General features: G+C 57.6%; 15 protein-coding genes and 1 pseudogene. 9 read left to right on the top strand and 7 right to left on the bottom strand.

The window, feature by feature from the left end:
- Positions 1-33: 33 nt before the first annotated feature.
- The 3 genes and pseudogenes from FBZ97_RS10540 to glnQ form a co-directional block, all read right to left on the bottom strand.
- Positions 34-1,731: an aconitase X gene (locus tag FBZ97_RS10540; protein ID WP_145319167.1), complete on the bottom strand. Its 1,698-nt coding sequence runs from the start codon at positions 1,729-1,731 to the stop codon at positions 34-36.
- 72 nt (positions 1,732-1,803) lie between these two features.
- Complete coding sequence (locus FBZ97_RS10535; protein WP_145319164.1) at positions 1,804-3,045, bottom strand: FAD-binding oxidoreductase; 1,242 nt, start codon at positions 3,043-3,045, stop codon at positions 1,804-1,806.
- Positions 3,045-3,280, bottom strand: a pseudogene (gene glnQ, locus FBZ97_RS34360) (glutamine ABC transporter ATP-binding protein GlnQ); the annotation flags it as partial. The pseudogene glnQ and the gene FBZ97_RS10535, both read right to left, overlap by 1 nt.
- A gap of 224 nt (positions 3,281-3,504) precedes the next feature.
- Here glnQ and FBZ97_RS10530 point away from each other — a divergent pair.
- Entirely contained in the window at positions 3,505-4,542 is a 1,038-nt protein-coding gene (locus tag FBZ97_RS10530; RefSeq protein ID WP_145319161.1) for an Ldh family oxidoreductase, read from the top strand.
- 86 nt (positions 4,543-4,628) lie between these two features.
- On the opposite strand, the gene FBZ97_RS10525 is transcribed toward FBZ97_RS10530, so the two are convergent.
- The 3 genes from FBZ97_RS10525 to FBZ97_RS10515 all read right to left on the bottom strand — a co-directional run bounded on the left by FBZ97_RS10525 (position 4,629) and on the right by FBZ97_RS10515 (position 7,682).
- Positions 4,629-5,591, bottom strand: coding sequence for a dihydrodipicolinate synthase family protein (locus tag FBZ97_RS10525; RefSeq protein WP_145319158.1), 963 nt, complete (start codon positions 5,589-5,591; stop codon positions 4,629-4,631).
- 124 nt (positions 5,592-5,715) lie between these two features.
- Positions 5,716-6,417, bottom strand: a complete 702-nt coding sequence (locus FBZ97_RS10520) for a GntR family transcriptional regulator (protein ID WP_113329490.1) — start codon at positions 6,415-6,417, stop codon at positions 5,716-5,718.
- A 98-nt stretch (positions 6,418-6,515) separates the two neighbouring features.
- A complete protein-coding gene (locus FBZ97_RS10515; RefSeq protein WP_145319155.1) occupies positions 6,516-7,682 on the bottom strand; it encodes a GGDEF domain-containing protein in 1,167 nt (388 codons plus the stop codon).
- 267 nt (positions 7,683-7,949) lie between these two features.
- Between FBZ97_RS10515 and FBZ97_RS10510 the strand changes: the two genes are divergently transcribed.
- From FBZ97_RS10510 to FBZ97_RS10495, 4 genes are all read left to right on the top strand, one after another.
- The gene (locus FBZ97_RS10510) at positions 7,950-8,825 is read left to right on the top strand and encodes an ornithine carbamoyltransferase (RefSeq protein ID WP_145320029.1); all 876 of its coding nucleotides are present in this window, start codon (positions 7,950-7,952) and stop codon (positions 8,823-8,825) included.
- Positions 8,826-8,966: 141 nt separating this feature from the next.
- Positions 8,967-9,407, top strand: coding sequence for a hypothetical protein (locus FBZ97_RS10505; RefSeq protein WP_145319152.1), 441 nt, complete (start codon positions 8,967-8,969; stop codon positions 9,405-9,407).
- Between the two features lie 76 nt (positions 9,408-9,483).
- Positions 9,484-9,909 (top strand): DoxX family protein, encoded by a 426-nt coding sequence (locus FBZ97_RS10500; RefSeq protein WP_183808836.1) that lies wholly within the window; start codon positions 9,484-9,486, stop codon positions 9,907-9,909.
- A 339-nt stretch (positions 9,910-10,248) separates the two neighbouring features.
- Positions 10,249-10,755, top strand: a complete 507-nt coding sequence (locus FBZ97_RS10495) for an HIT family protein (RefSeq protein WP_145319149.1) — start codon at positions 10,249-10,251, stop codon at positions 10,753-10,755.
- A 479-nt stretch (positions 10,756-11,234) separates the two neighbouring features.
- Here the strand turns inward: FBZ97_RS10495 and FBZ97_RS10490 are convergent, their stop codons facing one another.
- On the bottom strand, positions 11,235-11,771 hold the full coding sequence (locus FBZ97_RS10490) for a hypothetical protein (protein WP_145319146.1): 537 nt from the start codon (positions 11,769-11,771) through the stop codon (positions 11,235-11,237).
- A 925-nt stretch (positions 11,772-12,696) separates the two neighbouring features.
- Here FBZ97_RS10490 and FBZ97_RS10485 point away from each other — a divergent pair.
- The 4 genes from FBZ97_RS10485 (at position 12,697) to repC (ending at position 17,312) form a co-directional block, all read left to right on the top strand.
- Entirely contained in the window at positions 12,697-13,173 is a 477-nt protein-coding gene (locus FBZ97_RS10485) for a ProQ/FINO family protein (protein WP_145319143.1), read from the top strand.
- 476 nt (positions 13,174-13,649) lie between these two features.
- Positions 13,650-14,843 (top strand): plasmid partitioning protein RepA, encoded by a 1,194-nt coding sequence (gene repA, locus FBZ97_RS10480; protein WP_069610191.1) that lies wholly within the window; start codon positions 13,650-13,652, stop codon positions 14,841-14,843.
- 4 nt (positions 14,844-14,847) lie between these two features.
- Positions 14,848-15,849 (top strand): plasmid partitioning protein RepB, encoded by a 1,002-nt coding sequence (gene repB, locus FBZ97_RS10475; protein WP_113329496.1) that lies wholly within the window; start codon positions 14,848-14,850, stop codon positions 15,847-15,849.
- 155 nt (positions 15,850-16,004) lie between these two features.
- Positions 16,005-17,312 carry a plasmid replication protein RepC gene (gene repC / locus FBZ97_RS10470; protein WP_145319140.1) on the top strand — a complete coding sequence of 436 codons (1,308 nt, stop codon included), beginning with the start codon at positions 16,005-16,007 and terminating at the stop codon, positions 17,310-17,312.
- Positions 17,313-17,630 lie beyond the last annotated feature (318 nt).

Raw genomic sequence — 17,630 nt, 5'->3', positions numbered from 1 at the left:
AACGTCGCACCGATGCGTGGAAACGGTGCACCGTCATTCCTTCCAAAGCCAGTCCGGCAACCCCGCTGCAACGCGCCCGACGACAGCCGCCTCGACACAATCGGCAAGGCTGCCAAAGCGCACTGCGCGTCCGCTGAGGCCCGGACCATAATGCGCATACTTGCCCGAGTTGGTCATGACCGCACGCGTGCCGGGCGGGAAGACCGGCTCCGAGATCGAGCACCAGCAAAGATCGGGCAAAACCTGCACGCCGCTGCCGCGCAACCGCGCCAGCGTCCCGTCCGCCTCCGCAGCCGCGATGACATCGCGTCCTGCTGTGACGATGACCATTACCTCAGGCAAGCGGCGGCGGCCGGCAAAGGCGTCGGCGAGCATATGACATTCGGCAAGCGAGGCATGCGGGCTGCCGATGGCGACAAGCTCGACGGCTTCCGGCCCCTCGTTCAGTATTTTCCAGGCGGCTGCCATGTCGGCGCGTGTGATAGTCAGGCGATCAGCATTCGGATCGTGAGCATCGACAGCCTCCGGCGTCACGCCATCGACATGCAGCATGGGAGCAGCAGACGTCGTGCCAAAGGCAGCGCAGAGCGCCTTCAGGTCGTCGCGTGACGGATGTCCGGCGGCAAGACCACGCAGCAACGGAATGCGATCGGGAGACGCTTTTCCGGCAAGATAGCCGATGAGCGGCCAGAAAGCATCGTCGCGACCTTCTGAAAGTTCAACGTCGAGGATACGCGTCGCCTTGCGATTTTCATCCAGATATACGCCCGAAAGCGGCGCGCGACCTGTCAATGCAATACAAAGATCGAGGAAATCGGGATGCTTGGCGGTGCGCGCGCCCAGCACGCTGTTGGCGAAGATGACGGCATTGGACTCCGCCCAGCCGATGGCCTCCCCGGCGCCCGGTGCGCCGTCGAGCAAATAAGGAGAGCAGGTGAAGGTCGGGCGGCAGCCCATGCGCACATAGGCATCCGCGAGCCGCGCGGCGGGATCGCCAAAATCCTCCGGCACGCCCTGCGATCTCCAATTGGTGCGATCGACCGAAATGGCGTTCATGGTGGTAGGTATCCGCACACGCCCGCCGAGCTCAGCCATTTTTTCGGCGAAGGTCAGGTTGGCCGGGCTTGCATAGATACATCCATCGATATGGCCCTGTGTCACGTCGATAAGGGAAGTGGCACCCTGCTGAGCCGCCATGGCGGTCAATATGCGCATGGCCTGAGCAGCCGCAACGCCTTCGCCGCCCTCCAGCATGGACCGGTCGGCCTGCGTCAAGGAAAGCCCGGAGATAGCAGGTGGCAAAAGGGGCATGGTCTCGCCATCTGCGACGACGGCAGCGGTTTCGACCTTGACCGTTTTTGCCTGCGCCAGGCGCACAAAGACATCCGGATGGAGCCGCACGACAGGCAGCTGCCGGCCGAACATTTCGGCGGCGACAAGTGCGCCGAGCGTCAGCACATCCTCGGCTTCGCAAAAGATCAGGGCAGCCGGCGCGCGGCCCGTCAGCGCGAGATCGAGCAGCACGCCGGAGCCGCTGCAGGAGCCACGGCTCGAAGGCATCATCAGAATTGCGCCGGTGAGACATTCGCCATGCAGCGGATGATGGATATCGATGACCTTTCCGGTGGCCGGATCGACCCCACCCCAGAAGCTGAGGGCCTCTTGCGTGGCGATGACGCAGCCCTCCGCCGTGCCACCCATGATGCTGCGAGCCGATGCCGTGTCGTTCATTTCATCGTGGGTCCATATGCGAGAGGATTGTAAGCACCGATGTGGCAATGCACATCGGCATGTCTGTTTGCATTAGAAGCGTTGCGGCGAGAATGGCGTCAGATCGATCGCCGGCGCCTGCCGTGTCAAAAGGTCGGCGACAATACGCGCCGTGCCGGCCGATTGGGTCAAACCGAGATGACCATGGCCGAAGGCATAGATCACGTCCGGCGTCGCCTTGGCGCTGCCGATCGCAGGCAGGCTGTCGGGCAGCGATGGGCGGAAGCCCATCCATTGCACGCCACCTTCCGGCTTGAGACCGGTCAGGAGAGTGCGCGCCTTCTGCAGCATGGCTTCGGAACGGCGAAAATTCGGCGGCAAGGCCAATCCGCCCAGCTCCACCGCACCGCCGACACGAATGCCGGTCGAAAGCTTGCTGACGACGAAGCCATGGCCGCCGAAGGTGATCTGCGTGCGCAGGTCGAAGGCATCGGCCGGAAGCGTCGTGTTGTAGCCACGCTCGGTTTCGAGCGGCATATGCTCGCCCAGCGTTTTGGCGATCCGATGCGAGAAGGCGCCGGCGGCTAGGACGACCTTGCCGGCCTGGCGCAGCTTTCCATCCGCAGCCACCACCTCGACCCCAACCGGGAGCGCCCGAAGCGACGAAATCTCCGATGTCTCGATGACGCCGCCGCGGCTGCAAAAATGCGCGGCCAGCGCCAGCGTGTAAAGCTTGGGATCGGCGATGGAATACCAGCCCGGCGTGAAGGTGCCGAGGATGAAGCGCGACGCCAACCCGGGCTGGATCGCCGCCATCTCGTCGGCCTTCAGATGCTGGAATTCGATGCCGTGATTGCGGCGAACCTCCCAGCCTGGCAGCGAAGCGCGAAATTCCGCCTCGCTTTCATAGACCTGGAGATTACCCTCCTTGCGCAGCATGGAGAGCGTCTCCGTCGCGGTGAGAAAAGGCTCAAGTTCGGCCTTGGAAAGATCCATCAGGCTTGTCTGCGCCGCCGTGGAGTGGGCCACGCGTGAGGGCTGGCAGGCACGCCAGAACCGAAACATCCAGGGCGCGATCCTGAGTGCATAGGCAGGCGGCACCGAGAGCGGCCCCAGCGGATCGAGGAGCCATTTCGGCGCCTTTTTCAAGATGCCGGGGGACGCCAGCGGCAGGATATCCGTGAAGGCGAAGGCACCGGCATTGCCGGCCGAAGCGCCGGCGGCCGGCCCCTCGCGGTCGACGACAACGACGCTCAAACCGCGCGACTGAGCCGCAATCGCGGCGGATAGGCCTATGACGCCGGCCCCGATGACGATAACGTCCGGTTTTGCCATCAACGCACGCTCGCGAGAGATTTCTGCTGATACTGCGGCGCGCCGAAAATCTGTTCGGACTTGCCGATCTCGGTCATGACGCTCCGGTGGAAAGAGGCAACGCGATCGGAGACATCGCGAGCAGGCGCTGGTCCAAGCGTTAGGCAGATCATGGTCATCCCTCCTCCGATGCGGGATCAAGCGCGGATATTACGTCATCAGACAACATATGTTCCGGCGCCATGGCAAGCGTTCTTGTCGGAAGGATCAAGAACGTCTCGGCAACGCCGGTGCGGATCCGTTTTACCGTCATTTCTTCGGCTGCAGCGACCAGATATTTGCGGGTGACGGCAATTCACTGGCCTTCCTTAGCTGAAGCCGAAAAGCGCGACGGCATAGCATGTCGATTTTTTGTATTCTTTTTGTATTTATAATTTTCAAGTCTATGATGCAAGCGAGCATAATATGGGAGAACCGAAATTGACTGACGTGATCACCCTGACGCCTGATGCGCTGCAAGGCCGTGTCGAAGCGATCCTTTCAAAAGCCGGCATCAATGCGCAGCAGGCCGGTGCAATCGCGCGGGTGATTGTCGCCGGCGAACGCGACGCCTGCAAGTCGCACGGCCTCTACCGCATCGAAGGCGTGTTGCGTGCGGTCAAGGCTGGCAAGGCGCGGCCGGATGCGGTGCCGGTTCTCGAACAAAATGATGGCTCCGCCATCGTTCGCGTCGATGCCAAGAGCGGCTTTTCCAATGCAGCCTTCGAGCTCGGCATGCCTGTGCTTGCCGAACGGGCTCGCCGCTTCGGCATTGCCGCACTCGCCATCAACGACTGCACGCATTTCGCAGCGCTCTGGCCGGAGGTGGAAGCCCTGACGGATCGAGGCCTTGCCGCCTTTGCCATGTGTCCGAGCTATTCCACGGTGGCACCCGCCGGAGGCACAGCGCCGCTCCTCGGAACCAATCCCTTCGCCTTCGGCTGGCCGCGCCTCGATAATCCGCCTTACGTCTTCGACTTCGCGACTTCGGTTGCCGCCCGCGGCGAGATCGAGCTGCATCGGCGCGCCGGCAAACCCCTCCCCGAGGGCTGGGCGATCGATGCCGAGGGCCAGCCGACCACGGATCCGGAAGCGGCACTGGCCGGCGCAATGCTGCCGTTCGGGGGGCATAAGGGGTCGGCGATCGGCACGATGATCGAGCTTCTGGCCGGCATCATGATCGGCGACTTCACCAGCCGCGAAGCGCTCGATTATCTCGGCTCCACGGCCTTCGCACCGCGGCACGGCGAACTCATCGTCGCCTTCTCGCCGGAGGCCTTCGCTGCTGGTCGACCTGGAAATCCGCTCGCCCGTGCGGAAGTGCTGTTCGAAGCGATTGTCGGCCAAGGCGCGCGCCTGCCGTCTCAACGCCGCTTTGCCGCCCGCGCTCGCGCGGAAAAGGACGGTATCCCGCTGACAGCAGAGGAAATCCGGCAACTCGATCGCCTTGAGGAACTCGGCCTAGACGCAGTGGTCTGAACCAAATGTAAGTGGCGGCCGACGGAAGATAATGAAAGAGGCCCCGCGGGGCCTCTCCCATCTTGCATCTAAGCTATCGTAAGAGCTTAGGCCTTGTACTTTTCAACGGCACCCGGAAGCTTGCTCCACTCGGCATACCAAGTATTGAAAAGCTTGAACTGCGCCTCGACATAGCCGCGCTGGCTATCGTTCAAGACGTCACTTTCGTTGAAGTGCAGCTCATATTCCTTATCTCCCTTCAGGACCATCATATGCTTGAAGAAGAGAACCAAATCCGGACCTTCATCGAAAGAAGACAGAACGGCAAGCGCCTGCTCCAGCTCGAGCGCGCGCTGGCGCGCATCGACGTCGCCCTTGGCTGCGGCCTGGGCGAGGTTGCAGAGATGAATGACTTCCCTCGGCAACACGTTGCCGATGCCGGTAATGGCGCCGGTTGCACCGCAATTGACGAAGCCGTGGAAGACCGCCGTGTCAACACCGATCATCAGCGACACGTCATCATCGCGGCTGGTGATGTTTTCGGCGGCATAGCGCATATCGGCCGGGCCACCGAACTCTTTGAAGCCAACGAGATTGGCATGTTCAGCGCGTAGCGCGAAGAAGAGATCGGCGCGCGTTGCAAAACCATAATAGGGGCTGTTGTAGATGACGGCCGGAAGATCTGGTGCGGCCGACAGGATCGCTTTGAAATGCGGCTTCTGGGCAGCGATCACCGAGCCGCGCGACAGCACGCGGGGGATGACCATCAGCCCCTTGGCACCGACCTTCTGGGCGTGGGCAGCGTGGGCTACGGCCGATGCCGTATTGACGGCGCCGGTGCCGACGATGACGGGCACGCCCGCTTTGGCCAGACGATCGACGCCCTCCATGCGTTGCGCATCGGTCAAAAGCGGCCAATCGCCCATCGAGCCGCAATAGACCACAGCCGACATGCCCTCGGCGATCAACTGCTTGCCCTTGCGCACCAGCGCATCGAAATCGGGACTGCGATCGGCTTTGCACGGAGTCATCAAGGCCGGGATCACCCCGGAGAAAATGCTGGACTTCATCTTTCTATCCTCTTGGGCCGGGGGTGGATCGGCTATCAGCCCAGCAGCATCCGCCACCGCGCCTCACCGTTTTCGCAGCATTGATATACCTTTGTATTTATTTTGTCGACAAGAAATATGCGAATCAAAGACTAACGTCGAGACGGTCCCCGCGCATCAGCAATTTCTGGATTTGGGCGACGATCTGTTCGGCATGTTCGCGCGCAAGGCGCTCGGCAAGTTCCGTATCCCGCGCCTCGACGGCGGCAATGATTTCATCGTGCTCCTCGACGAAACGACGCGGCAGACGATCGTCATAGGATTGGTAATAGAGGCGCAGGAGGCGCCGGCCCTCATCTAGCAATCGCGAAAAGAGGCTGGTGAAATAGGGGTTGCGGCCAGCCTCGGCGATCGCGAGATGAAGCGCAGCATTGGTGGAGATCATGGCGAGCGCATCCTGCGCTTCGACGGCATCGGCAAATTCAGCCTGAAGCGCGCGCACACCTTGGAGATCTTCCGGACGGTGATATTTGGCGGCAAGCTGCGTTGTCACCCGATACATCAGCACCAGCGCATCGAAATAGCTATGCATGTTGAGAAAATCGATCTGCGAGACCATGGTCGAGCGGTTGGGCAGTGTATCGATCAGCCCCTCGCCTGCCAGCCGCACGAGCGCCTCGCGGATCGGCGTGCGCGACATGCCGAAGCGTTCGGAAAGCTGCACCTCGTCGATGGGGCTGCCAGGCGGCAATTCGAGATCCAGAATTTCGTCCCGCAGGATATCATAGACCACCTTCACGCCGGAGCCGCGCTTGCGCTCGTTTCGGAGGCTTGTTTCATTATCCATAGCTAACTGACCTCTTCTTTCAGCGTGAGAAATAAAGGGGCATGCCAGCTAAATCAACGCCGCTTCCCGGCATTCCGGGCCTTTACCAAAATCGAGGATTACGCCGAGCGAACGTAAACTTCGGCGACAAAGTCGCTGCTCGCATCACAGATCCGGTTTCGTCCGCCTGCCTTCGCCAGATAGAGGGCACGATCCGCTTCGCGACAAAGCTCGGCAAGAGACCTGCATTTCCGGCTCACCTTCGAAATGCCAATGCTCGTCGTCACCACCACATCGGCACCGAGATCCGGAAATCGGGTTCGCTGAACAGCTTCTCGAATGCGCTCGGCCTGGATAAGCGGCTCTCCTGCTTTCAAAGGAAGAAAGATTATGAACTCCTCTCCTCCCTGCCGCGCGAAAATGGCGGACGACGGCAGGATCGCCTCTATCGTTCGCGATACTGCAACGAGAACTTCATCTCCAGCCGCATGGCCCCAGCGATCATTGAAATGCTTGAAGTGATCGATATCGAGATAAAGAATGGCATCTCCATCGCGAAGCCGTGCGGAAGCGTTCTCGTTGAAGAAGTGGCGATTATAAAGACCGGTCAGACCATCTCGCTCGGCTGTTTGTCTGAGTTTTATCTGTTGGCGCTCGCTTATGAAAATGACGATCGACAGCGCCAGCACGAACTTGGAAAGGATCATCAGCAGGAAGCCGCTCGCCACATCGAGAAGGACAAAGGAATGGAACGAGAACTCGAAGGCCATTATCAGCGATAGCAGGCTGCAGGCCAATAATATTGCGGCAACGAATTTTCTGATCGGCAGCGGTTCGCGGAAGGAATCCTTGAATATGACGATCGCCGCGCCGGCAAGCATCACGCTGCCGAGGGAATTGAATGTCACCGCCCGATATGTATTGTTCAAATGAAATGCCGTGAAAGCTCCGACGAGCAAAGTCAGCAGCGCAGGCAGCAATGCAAGAGCCGGTATCACCTTTCTGTCGGGATCGCTGATCACTACGAAAGATGAGCCGAGCAGCGAATATCCAAGCACGGCGCAAACGAGATTGATAAGGCTGAGAGGCGCATAGAATGCCGGATAGGTTTCGGCATATCCGGCCAATGTTGATGCCGCAGCGAGAATTACGAAACTTGAGGCAAGCAGACCAACGCCGCGGCTTTCATTCGAGCTATATTTCAGATAACCCAAAGTCACCGCACCAGCGATATAGGATGTCTTTTGGAGAAAGAGCACCGTCGGCATATCTAATTCATTGATCATCGAAAACTACCAAAGCAGCCGGAAAGCATTGCCGCCTCAATACTCCGGACGATCTAAAGATTTTGCCAATGGGGCTGCTAAAGATCTTGAAAAGCAGCATCTGCGATAAGTCTTCGCCGAAAGCAGATCACCGCCATGGGCGGGACTGGCATCAAGGCAGCACCGGTCGGCTGACGCTTCTCCGCCATTGCGCCGGATCGAAAACTGCCTAGGGTAAACGCCTCGCCTCCGTTGCAGAAAGCTGCCGAATTCAACCTTGAACACGCTATGAATTTTATGTCGAACAGAGATTTTCTCGAGTTTCACTCGTTGCCCCCGAGCGTTATCCTAGGGATTATTGACCGGGCAGACCAACTTGCAAAGCATTGGCATGAACGCACGATGCCACAAGCCCTGTTCGGCAAGCGCGTGGGCATCATTGTCTGCGACACGGGATGGAGAAACACGACCGCTTTCGATCTCGGCGTGAAGGCGATGGGCGGCATATCTGCTCAACCTCCCATCAGCTTCAGTACTCGCGAACCCACAGCCGATCTAGCGGGCTACCTCGATAATTGGTTTGATCTTCTTGTCGTCAGGACAAAGGAGCTTGCTACTCTGCATGAGCTTGCAGCCGCCGCAGAAGCACCCGTTATCAATGCCCGAACAAGAACCAATCACCCTTGCGAAACGCTTGGCGATCTTGCCTATATCAAGAGCGTAAGAGGAACGCTTGATGGCCTCAAGGTTGTCGGAATTGCGCCAGACGCCAATATATTGAGATCATGGGCCGAGGCATCACGATCGATGCCGATGCACGTCGTCCAGGTCTATCCGGAGCGCTGGCACGTCACCGACCCGGACCTTCTGAGCCCGAATTTTGAAAGCAGCAGGGACATTCGCCATCTGCTGGATGCGGACGTCATCATTACCGATTCATGGCCAACGGACGCGGAAGAAGATGCGTTGGCCGAGTATCGGGTGTCGGCTTCGCTTCTCAACGAAGGAAAGCAAGGCGCTATCTTTTTGCCATGCCCGCCAGTCACGAGAGGTCAGGAACTGACGGCGGATGCAATGCTGCATCCAGCCTGCCAAAGCCGAGTGGCCAAAGCATTTTTGCTTCATGCCCAGAATGCCTTGATGGAGTGGATGATGACGTCGTAATCGTCGATGACGACATGTCTTGCGATGCGACGCAAATAGCGACCACGACTCTGATGGGTTTTCGAACTTTGAAGCGACGGAAGAGCTTTGGCTATAAAGGCGCCTGCGTGACATAAATCCTGAAAATCGGAACCGCGGACAATGATCTGGTTTGATGCCGCTCTTGAAAAGCATGCTGACGATGATCTTCTGCGGCGTTCCATCGCGACTGTACTCAGTGTCGATACCGACAGCGTGGACGTAATCCACGACATAGCGCAAATCGCGGATATGCCGGCAACATGCCTCGTGACGTCGGAAGCTTTCGATGACTATTCGCAGATCATCAGCATCTATCACTCCAGTGACCTGCACCCGCCGCTTCTTCTGGACGCTGCCAGCCAACTAGCACGACTGCTCCAGAGATCGCTCCTAGTTGCCAACGACGAGACAACGAATCCCTATTCTTTCATTCTGATATCCGGCGCCGGAGAGCCTTCCGTCGTTCTGGTGGATCCGGACGCACTCGACGAGAACGATCGCTACGTCATCACGAGCCATACTTCCGGCATGAGCGGACAATCACGGGAGTCCGGCAAATAATTCTCATCCTCCCTGTCGGAATCACCTTCGGTTGGCCGTCCTTGGAATATCAACCGCGTCAACCTGGAGGGATATCGTGGAAAACGCTCAATCAATTTGGCAGACAGCCGCCATTCTCATCGCGCGCCTCATCTTCGCCGCCGTCTTTGTGATGGCCGTCTCGTTCAAGTTTATGGATATGGGCGCGACTGCGAGCTACATCGCTGCCGCCGGCTTTCCATTTCCATTATTCTTGGCTTGGTGTGCCGCAATCCTTGAAGTGCTGCTTGCCGTCGCTTTCTTGACCGGTGCTTTGTTCGTCCCGGCGACGCTCGTTGCAGCCGTGTATGTCATCTTTCTTGGATTCTCATTCCATGGTCCGGGCCGGTGGGCCGGCAACCAAGCTGAATTCGGCTTCTTCGTGGATCACTTCGTTTTCGTAGCGGGACTGCTCTTCGCCGCCGTGCATGGGCCGGGAAACGTATTTGCCCTCAGGTGGACGCCTTGGTCGGAAAGGATATGACGCCGCTTCAGCATGATCTGAAGCTGACCGCACCATTCCGTTTTGAGGGGAGATGGATAGTCCGCTGGCGCAAACTTGCAGCACATCGGTCATATCATGGGCGCTAGCAGCTTGGAATTCTGCTCCCTGCTGAAGCACAAAGCATGTATCGCTCAATTGATGGGCGACGTTTGCCGTTCGCTCCACCAAGTTTGAACACGCCATCCAATCTGCTCCCCGTTCCCTTGCTACGCTACGTGGAGCGGGATGGGTGGCGTTGCTAGAGCAACTTCACAACCTGAATTGATGCGCTAGATTGAAAGCCGATACGCTGTGCGAGCAACAGGGCGGAGGTTCAAAATGAGCGACCGGCAACCATTCGATCTCAAGACCTATGTGCACGACAGCGAAACAAAACCATGCTTCATCTGCGGCTTGGTCAAGAATGATCCCTCTTGCTTTCATCACCGCATTTTTGAGGACGGCGAAACGATTATCTTTTTGAGCAAGTATCCAACGTTGCCTGGCTACTGCCTTGTCTGTCCGAGAGAGCACCGCGAGGATTTGGCTCAAGATCTGTCGACGGCAGAGTATCTCCGATTACAGGAAAGGGTGCATCTGTTGTCTCGCGCCCTCAAAAAGGTGTTTGACGCCGAGCGAATTTACGTACTTTCACTCGGCAGCCGACAAGCCAACAGCCACTTACATTTTCATGTCGTCCCCTTGCCTGCAGGTGTGCCGCTCGAGGAGCAGCAATACCATGCTTTGATGGCGGAGCACGGCGTTCTGCGTATAGCTGACGACCAAATGGCGCAAATGGCGCTGCGGATCGCTGGAGCCTATCATTCTGAGCTGACCGCATCATAGTTCGACTTTAGGCTTCCTACGGAACTTGCGGTTCAAAGAGATGATAGCGGTTCTCCTGTAACATACCGGCGATGCAAGGCGGGAAATCTTGGTCCTAAAGGATGATCGTCAGATTGGCGCGGCCGCCAATTCAGTCAGCAGCGGCATTTTGCGTCTGTCGGCTTCCAAGTCAAAACGATCACCCTTGCTGCTCCAAATAGCGTTGCTGCTGCCCGGAAGCGTCAAACCGCAGGTTTCACAATAGCTTGAGATTATGGTTAATACTTCGCTTAGCCGAAGCTATTTAAGATTTTGCTTCCGCCACACGCCAGCATCCCTGCAATCGGGTTTGGCAATGCCGAGAAACAGAATACCGAACTCTCGAACCAAGAGCCGCTTCGGAGAAACAGATTGCGCCCCAAGGTTCCTCTTCCGCGGAGGACCATTGCCGTTGCCTTCCAACCGCAGGAAAAAGCAGCGGCCCCATACCCTGGCGCGCACTACTTCGGCGGTGATTGCATGCTCTTCATGGCTTCGAGGTCTTCATGCGAGACGAACTCGCAAGCCAGCAGGGTCTTGCCCGGGAAGACCGCGGATTCGCGGGCGACCACGGAGACTACTCCCATCTCGGCCGCGGGCTGCTCAGCCTTGCGCAAAGCGCGCCCATATGACTTCGTTGCGGTGCCGAGGAGATTGCCAAGCCCATCCGGTGTCAGGTGATAGGTCTTAGCCAGATCGTCCGCCCGCAAGCCCTCGACCAGAATACCGAAGCTCGTTCCGGCGAAGACGATTTCACTCGTCTTGAAGCCTTGGCGGCCAAAGTCCGTAGACATTTTGTATACGGCAGCCGTCATGAGCGACGTATCCGCCTTCGCGAGCTTTTCAGCCTCATCATACATCTTTGTCGCGCTGGTAGTCGAATAAGGCGGCTTGCAAAGGGCGGCTTCGAAGAAGGAAGCTTTGTCGAAAGCAAACGCACTCGAACCGAGCGTGAGTGAAACAACGACGCCCAGTGAAAGGGATGCTGCTATGCTCAAGAAGACTTCCCCCAATGACTGACGAGCCGTTCGAACTTGGATCGTGTCGACCGTGCTGCTGTATCTATCGCTACGATCGCCGCCAGCCAAGTCGCCCATAGCAACTATCTCCAGATTTTTTACCGGGCTCACAGATTAGATGACGACGGTCGCGGAATGTGCTTCAACCTGCGAGAAAACGCACCCTGATATAGAGCAGCCCTCTTCAATGGACCGAAGGGCGCCGGTTTGGCTTTACGACGCAAGACGCGATTTGCGCGTTCCCGCGCGATACCCGCCCCCTGCCCTCGACGGCTTCATTCTCGCAACCGCTTCTCCGTCTGCAGCATCCCTCAAATACGAATGCTCCCTCGCTGCCTTGCCGATGAAGGATGCTACTCGGCGCCGGAGAATTGCAATGGAGAGCCTCCGACATTTGAAGCCAACAGCTGGCGTGGAGCAGCGAAGGCCAAACCCATGCAATACTCTGTTACACCACACTGCGCGCGGACTATTCGAAGGACGCAGCTTCACCAGGCAACCTGAACAACCGCAAATATAAGGAGTACCGTCGACCCATCGCCTATTGGCCGTGACTTGCTCCGCTAGCATTTGGTTTGCAGCCGCCCGAATAAAAGGCCCCTCCCCTTTTGAACACACCAACCCGCGCAAACCAGAGCCCTGCGACATTTTCGCAGGCAGCTTGTTACAAATTCGGGATTGAGGGAAGATGCGCCGCGTACGCGCTACCTATCGCGGCTTCGCGAAAGCTAGCCGTCCAACTATAAAAATCTCGTTAACCAAAAACTTGCTGCAGGCTGCACCATCTCATATATGAACGTCGGCTTGGCGTGAGGGCGAACAAGCGGGACAGATTTCTTTGCCATCCCGTCAAAATCACTTCACAATCAGTCCGTAATGGAATTGCACGCAGAGGAACGATTTGATGGAAGAACCTTGGACAACCAATCGCGAGCCGATCGTGGCGACCGAACTCGATGTCAAGAAGGCAGCTGCGATCAACACGCTCTTGCTTCGCCCCATCGCCATCCTACCCGCCAAAGCCGGCGACCCTATCCGTCCTTTTGCGCTTGGCCTCTGGAATGAAATCCGTCCGCTTTTGAAACCTGACGTGCCAGTCATGTCTCTGCGTCGCTCCACCAGCGCGTTTCTGCATTCCAAACGATATTATCATGCCTGCGCCCAGCCGAATTCCATGCGGCACGATCTCGCCGGCAATCCCGTCGAGCCGCTTTCGGCCGAAGACAGGCTTGCCGCACAGCAGCGCCTGATCACGCTGCGCCAAACGCAGGCCAAGGCTGCAGCCCAACGCGAAGAGCCGCCACCACCGCCAGCTTTGAGCAAAGCAGAACTCATTCGAGCCTCCCTCCTCGGCCGACGCTCCGATCGCGCCGCCCGCTGATGCGCCTGGGCGCATCGCCTCATATCCTCCTCGCCTCCATTGTAACGACCGTAATGGAAACGCTGCGCCCTTGGCGTGGTGGTGCGTCGATACAGTCGATACAATTGACAGCAGTTCCGGCTGCGTCCCGGTAGTCCGCGGACTACCGGCCTATCAGCTTCGTTCACGAAGCGACACGCTTGGACGCGACCATTCCAGAATCCTGTTGGTCTTCAGCGAAAGTGGTCCGCGGACCACTCGCCGTTCGTTCATGAAAATTGGGATGCGAATCGCTATCCAGATCGGCCTTACCTAATTCGCCGAAATAGTAAAGCGGCATCGGATCGAACGTCGCCGCATGCTGTTGATGCGTAAAAACGCATCAAAAACTGCCTTTTATCTAAGCATTTGTAAAACGGACACGAATCGGAGCATATTGTAACTGCGTAGTTCAGTAGCATTCTGTCACAATTGCGCAGTTAATTGGGAAAACAACCATGCAGCCGAGTCTCGTGCTACAAGAAGATCAAGAGCACCTTCCAACGCTTCTGGCGACAGATGCGCAGGAACTGTCTTATCAGCTCCAGCAACATCAGGCAAAGATCTTCCCGCCTCAGTCACAGAAAACTATGCGGATGTTTTCGCCGGCCGAAGCTGCAGCCTTCATCGGCATCGGCGAGGGCTATCTTCGCCAGATCGCAGCCGAAGGCCATGGACCCGACCCGCTTTCCAATGGGCGCCGGCTTTATGCCGCCGAGGATATGGACCGCATCCGCAAGGTACTGGATGAGCGCAACGGGACACCTAAATATGTTCCCTGGCGCAGAGGGTCGGAAAAGCTCCAGATCATCTCGGTCATGAATTTCAAGGGCGGTTCGGGCAAGACCACCACCGCCGCTCACCTCGCCCAATATCTGGCGCTGAGGGGCTATCGCGTACTGGCCATCGATCTCGATCCGCAGGCCTCCTTGTCTGCCCTCTTCGGTCATCAGCCGGAACTTGATGTCGGTGAAAATGAAACCCTCTATGGCGCCATACGCTATGAAGAGCCGCGACCGATCGCCGATATCGTCCGCTCGACCTATACGCCGAACCTGCATCTGATCCCCGGCAATCTCGAGCTCATGGAGTTCGAGCACGAAACGCCGCGCGCAATGGCGGCAGGTCGTGCGGAGACCATGTTCTTTGCTCGCATTGGTGAGGTTCTGACCGAGATCGAAAGTTTCTACGATGTAGTTGTCATCGATTGCCCGCCGCAGCTGGGTTTCCTGACGATGTCTGCGCTCTGCGCCGCGACGTCGATCCTCATCACCGTTCATCCGCAGATGCTCGACGTCATGTCGATGTCGCAGTTCCTGACAATGACGAGCGAGCTTATGTCCGTGGTCGAGAATGCCGGCGGGCGCACCAGCTACGACTGGATGCGCTATCTCGTCACTCGTTTCGAACCGAACGACGGGCCGCAAAGCCAGATGACAGGCTTTATGCGAGCCATCTTCGGCAATCGCATGCTGCAGAATGCCATGGTCAAATCGACGGCCGTTGCCGATGCCGGTGTCACCAAACAAACGCTTTATGAGGTCGATCGTGCCCAATTCACCAGGGGTACCTACGACCGGGCTCTGGATTCGCTCAATCTCGTCAACAGCGAGATCGAGATGCATCTCCGCCTGACCTGGGGAAGGAAATAAATAGATGGCGCGCAAAAACCTTCTTGAAATTTCGGCGCCGAACACGGCGCGCACGGATGCGCCAGCGGCAAAGGACAATCGCCCGATTGCAGGCTTCCTGCCGCAGGCGAGGGGTGGTGGTCCCGTGGGCGGCATTACGAGGACACTCGGAAACATCACGGAGAAGATGGAACGCGCCAGCGACCTCGAACGGCAGCTGGCGGAAGGGCAGACGGTCGTCGACATCGATCCCGATGTCATCGACGGATCCTTCGTTACCGATCGCCTCGAAATAGATCCCATTGAGCTCGGCCAACTGGTTGAGCAAATACGCGAGCACGGCCAGCAGGTTCCGATCCTTGTGCGACCGCATCCGGAGTCCAAGGGGCGCTTTCAGGTTGCCTACGGTCATCGTCGTCTGGCAGCCGCGAAGGAACTCGGCATCAAAGTGCGCGCTGTCGTCCGTCAGCTCACGGATGACCAGCTGGTGGTTAGTCAGGGCCAGGAAAATAGCGCACGCACCAATCTTTCCTATGTCGAGCGAGCGTTGTTTGCGTTGCGCCTCGAGCAGCGTGGTTTCGGCCGCGATATCATCATGGCCGCACTCGGTGTGGACAAGGCAGCGCTTTCCAAGATGCTGATCGTCACGAGACAGGTGCCTCTGCCGCTTATCAGCGTGATCGGGCCTGCTCCTGAAATCGGCCGCAGACGTTGGCTGGAGCTGGGAGAACGCCTTGAGAGCATCGCTTCCGAGCCGATCATTGCCGAGTTGTCCGCGGACAACTATCGGAAGATGTCTAGCGATGAGCGCTTCCAGCAGGCACTCGCTCTGGCAACAGGTAAGCCCGCTTCTGGCAAGAGCACTGCAGCTCCCTCATCCATAGCCGGAGTTCCGGTAACCTTTAAGCGAACCCCGGCGCGCGCCACTTTTGTTTTCGACAGCAAGGCTGCGCCCGGTTTTGACGAGTTCGTGCAGGAGAGACTGCAATCTCTCTTCAACGAGTTTCAGCAAGGAAAGGAAACGTAACCCGCAAAAGAAAAAGGCCCCCAAACGACGTCGTCGTGGAAGCCCTTCTCTGATCTTAAGCAAATCGAGAATCGCATTTCCCCGAATCACAGTCAAGAGTCTTTGACGCCGTTTTGGTGAGCTGTCTTCTTTTGCCACAACGTAGGTGAAAGAAAATGGAAGCCGAATATGTGACGACGCCTTTTGGGCGGCGGCCGATGACGCTTGCCATGTTGATGGCTCAAAGACAAGCCGAGCATGGGAAGGGCATCAGGTCCGTCGACAAATGGAAGATTTATCGCGCGCTCTGTGAAGCCAAGCCTCTTCTCGGGGTGACTGATCGTGCGCTTGCAGTTCTCAATGCGCTCTTAAGCTTCTATCCGAAAAACGAACTATCGGATGACGCCAACCTGATCGTGTTTCCCTCGAACGCGCAGCTCTCGTTGCGCGCCCATGGGATGGCCGAGCAGACCATTCGCCGCCACTTGGCTGCGTTGATCGCTGCCGGGCTTCTGGTACGCAGGGATAGCCCCAACGGCAAGCGTTATGCTCGTCGGAGCAGGGCAGGGGACCTCAATGAGGCCTATGGCTTCTCATTGGCGCCTCTTCTCGCACGCGCCGAAGAGATCGAACATCTCGCCGCTCGGGTTGCGGCCGAACGGCTCCATATGCAGAGCTTGCGCGAGCGTATTAGCCTCCACAGACGCGATATCACCAAACTGATCGAAACTGCCATTGCCGAAGCTGTGGAAGGCCCTTGGGAAGCCGTCTACGTGGCTTTCCGTGCGTTGATTGACGGTGTTTCGCGATCTCCCACCGCAATGGAGCTGGACGTTCTCCTGGATAAACTTTGCCGCCTGCACGACCAAATCATCAACCAATTGGAAACACATGTAAAAGCCACGAAACTAAGCGGCAATCCCTATCAAAATGAGCGGCACATACAGAATTCAGACTCCGAATCCCTAATTGAATCTGAAACCGAGGCCGGACAGCAAGAAATGCCACTGGACGAGACCGTATTTCCACGGACAACACCACAGACGCCCGAAGCGGCAACATCTCCGGGCGTTATCGAACCAATATCCTCAACAATGCGCAGCTTTCGCGTTGAAGCTCGTAACGAGACTGCGATGGAGCTAAAGTCCTTCCCACTGGATCTCATTCTCCGCGCTTGTCCGGACATCATGTCCTATGGACCAGCAGGGACTATCAACAACTGGCGTGATCTGCTTGCAGCCTCGATCATCGTCAAATCAACACTCGATATCAGCCCTGGAGCCTATCAGGAGGCCTGCAGGATCATGGGGACAGAAAATGCTGCCACCGTCATCGCCTGCATCCTCCAACGCGCCCCATACATCAATTCAGCCGGCGGCTATCTTCGCGATCTGACCCGGCGAACGGAGAAAGGAGAGTTTGCGATCGGTCCCATGCTTATGAGCCTTCTGCGGGCAAATACGACCGCGCCAAAGGTGGCCTAGCCGGTTCTAATTTCAATGTGGAAAGATTGATATCCGGTTCCGCCTAGGCCTCGATACGGAGCGCTGGTTTAACGCAGACCTGATCAAGTCTGCTGAGACGCATCGACCACGGTTTTGGTTGATGCGAAAGACGGCGCACGGCCCTCCTATAGGGCTAACGGCAGGAAAGAGAGGGATAGCTTCTGATTGAGGCTTTATCTCAATGAAATCAATCGGCTAGAGATTGTGTAAAATTCAGCCAAGTCAGCCGAAAAAGTCATAGGAGACGTTCTTATCGTCCGCCGATCTAAAGTTTTTATGCCGTTTTTACCGGCAAAT

It is taken from the genome of Rhizobium sp. ERR 942 (genome assembly GCF_007828395.1).
GTDB classification, from domain to species: Bacteria; Pseudomonadota; Alphaproteobacteria; order Rhizobiales; family Rhizobiaceae; genus Rhizobium; species Rhizobium dioscoreae.
The sequence above is the reverse complement of the archived record's forward strand: the minus strand, read 5'-3'. Positions and strand labels throughout refer to the sequence as shown.